This is a genomic window from Synechococcus sp. R8-2, assembly GCF_047461715.1.
Lineage (GTDB): Bacteria > Cyanobacteriota > Cyanobacteriia > Thermostichales > Thermostichaceae > Thermostichus.
This window is the reverse complement of record NZ_JANSHQ010000481.1, coordinates 1-2,622: the sequence shown is the minus strand read 5'-3', so window position 1 is coordinate 2,622 and position 2,622 is coordinate 1. Positions and strand designations below refer to the sequence as shown.

Genomic DNA, 2,622 nt, shown 5'->3' with positions numbered 1-2,622 from the left:
CTGAACAAAGGCAGGGGCACACCTGTGGTGGGCAGAACCCCGGTGACCACGCCGATGTTCATCAGTGACTGACCCACCAGAAACATCAGGCAGCCGCAGGCTACTAAGCGAATGGTCAACTCCCGACAGCGCCCCATCACCCGCCAGCCCAGCAGAGTGTAGAAGGTCAGCAACCCCAGAAAGAACAGGGATCCGGCCAAGCCAAACTCCTCTGCGTACACCGAGAAGATAAAGTCGGTGTATTGGATGGGCAGGTAGAACAGCTTTTGCTGGGAAAGGCCATACCCTTTGCCCCACAGGCCGCCGGAGCCAATGGCCAACAGGCTTTGCACCAACTGATAGCCATCCCCTTGGGCGTTACCCCAGGGATCCAAAAAGGCCAGGATGCGCCGCCGTTGGTAATCTTTGCTGAGAATGCTCACCACAGCCGCCAGAATCCCCAGCCCCGCTGTGGCCAAAAGGGTGAAAGCTGGGATCCCGGCAGTCCAAGCCATGACCCAGAGGGTAAGGCCGCAGATGGCCGTGGTGCCCAGGTTGGGCTGGGCGAGGATCCCCAAGAGCGCAAAGGCGAAGATAACCACCCAGAGGATGCGGAACCAGAGGGGATGGTGAAACCAGCGGCCAAAGATCCAGGATCCCTGCAACACCAACAGGGGCTTGAGCAATTCTGAAGGCTGGATAACGGGGATCACCTTCAAATCCAGCCAGCGGCTGGCCTCCAGGCGGGAAACCCCCAACCCCGGCACCTGGGTGGCCCACACCAGGCCAACTCCCACCAAGCAGAGGATCCCGGCCCAGGGGAACCAGCGCCGCAATGGGATCCGCACCAGAGCCCAGAAACAGCCCAGACCCAGCCCGGCCCAGAGCAATTGGCGCTTGAAAAAGTAGAGGCCATCGCCGGTGATCCGCTGAGCCACCGGGTAGGAAGCGGAAAACAGCATCAGCAGCCCCAGCACCAGCCAGATCAAGGTGAGCCAGCGCAGCCAGCGAGCCTCAGCATTCCAGGGATCCCTGGAGGGCTTGGCAGCAGGCTCGGAAATGGTTGCCACGGTGTTCAAAGCTGGAGTACTGGTCAAAACTGGCACAGGCGGGGGACAGCAAAACGGTGATGGGTTGAGCGGGCTTCCCCAAGCTCTGAGCTTGACGCGAAAGGGAACAAGCCGCTGCAAAGGCTCTTTCCACCGCTACATCTAGGGTTGGCACCAGCTCAACGTCAGTATAGTGGATCCCCTGGAGGGCCTCTGCCAGCACTGGGGCAGACTCCCCCATCAGCACCACGCGGGCCACCTTGGCCCGAATCAACTGCAGCCAGGCGCCGGGATCCCCCTGCTTGGCCCTTCCCCCGGCAATCAGAATAATGGGTGGGGAGAGGGCGTTGAGTGCCACCCAGCCGGCCTCGTAGTTGGTGGCCTTGCTGTCGTTGACAAAGCGGATGGGGGTGGATCCCACCTGGATTTGCGCCACCCGCTCCAGTCGATGGGGCATGCCGGCAAAAGATCGGATGGCTTTTTGAATGGCAACGTTGGGGATCCCGGCCAGACGCGCTGCTGCTGCCGCCAAGAGCAGGTTTTGCAGGTTGTGTTGGCCAGGGCAGCGTTCTGCAAAGTCCTCCAGCTCCGCCACCATCTCCCCCTGGATGTAGAGGCGGTTTTCCCGCAGGTCAAGGGTTGCGGTGGGATCCCGGTCACAACAGCCTTGGGTAGCAACAAGGGAAGTCCAATAGGTATTTTCCCAGTCCTGCCGGCGGCGGCACAGGTAGGGATCCTCGCCGTTGAGCACCCGCCACTGGGCCCGATCCAAAAGGCGAGCCTTGAAGCTGGCATAGCGCTCCAGCGTCCCGTGCCGTTCTAGGTGATCGGGAGTGAAGGTGGTCCACACCCCAATACGCGGCGGCCCTCCAGGAGTACTGCTCATGAGGCGGCTGCTGGCTTCCAACTGATAGCTGCTCAGCTCCGCCACGATCCAATCCGGCTTGAGCTTTCCCTGGAGCGTTGCCAAAGCCACCTGCGACAGGGGCAGGCCGATGTTGCCGCAGGGGATCCCTTGCAGCCCCGCCGCCTTGAACATCTCCGCCACCAGAGCTGTGGTGGTGCTTTTGCCGTTGGTGCCGGTGATCCCCACCCAGGGTAGGTGGTCAAGATAGATCCAGGCCAGCTCCGCCTCCCCCACCACCGGGATTCCCTGTTGACGCACCTCCTGCAGCAGCGGGTGATCCCAAGCAATGCCTGGACTGACCACCACCTGCTTCACCCCTTCGGCCAGTTGAAAAGGCTGCCCCAGCCGAACCGGGATCCCTTCTTGATTGAGCTCAGCCTGCCGCTGTCTGAGAAGAGGGGAATCTTGCTCATCCCAAACCAGCACTTCATAGCCCTGGGCCCGCAACAGCCGCGCTGCCGCCAGCCCCGCAATGCCTAACCCCAAAACTTGATGTTGCACGTTGGTTTCTACTTCGTTTCTTTATTTGGGGATCCCTGCTTGGATCTTACCGGTCACGTCCTTGACCCGCATGTTTTTGTTCGACACTCCCCTTGCTTATGGGGGTAACCAGTTGGTGGAGTGGATGGAGTTTTCCTAGCCGCCTGGATGGCTAACTTGGGAATAGGCTGGAGACCAGTCCGCCGG

Annotated in this window: 3 protein-coding genes; 1 reads left to right on the top strand and 2 read right to left on the bottom strand. The window is 61.0% G+C overall.

From position 1 onward, the window contains the following. Positions 1-1,049, bottom strand: a 1,049-nt coding sequence (locus tag NW819_RS11300) for an FtsW/RodA/SpoVE family cell cycle protein (RefSeq protein WP_414413800.1), incomplete at its 3' end; no start/stop codon positions are given. Beyond that, positions 994-2,436: a UDP-N-acetylmuramoyl-L-alanine--D-glutamate ligase gene (murD, locus tag NW819_RS11295; protein WP_414413799.1), complete on the bottom strand. Its 1,443-nt coding sequence runs from the start codon at positions 2,434-2,436 to the stop codon at positions 994-996. The genes murD and NW819_RS11300, both read right to left, overlap by 56 nt. Before the next feature lies 1 nt (position 2,437). On the opposite strand from murD, the gene NW819_RS11290 reads away from it, so the two are divergent. Continuing rightward, positions 2,438-2,575: a hypothetical protein gene (locus NW819_RS11290; protein ID WP_414350758.1), complete on the top strand. Its 138-nt coding sequence runs from the start codon at positions 2,438-2,440 to the stop codon at positions 2,573-2,575. Positions 2,576-2,622 lie beyond the last annotated feature (47 nt).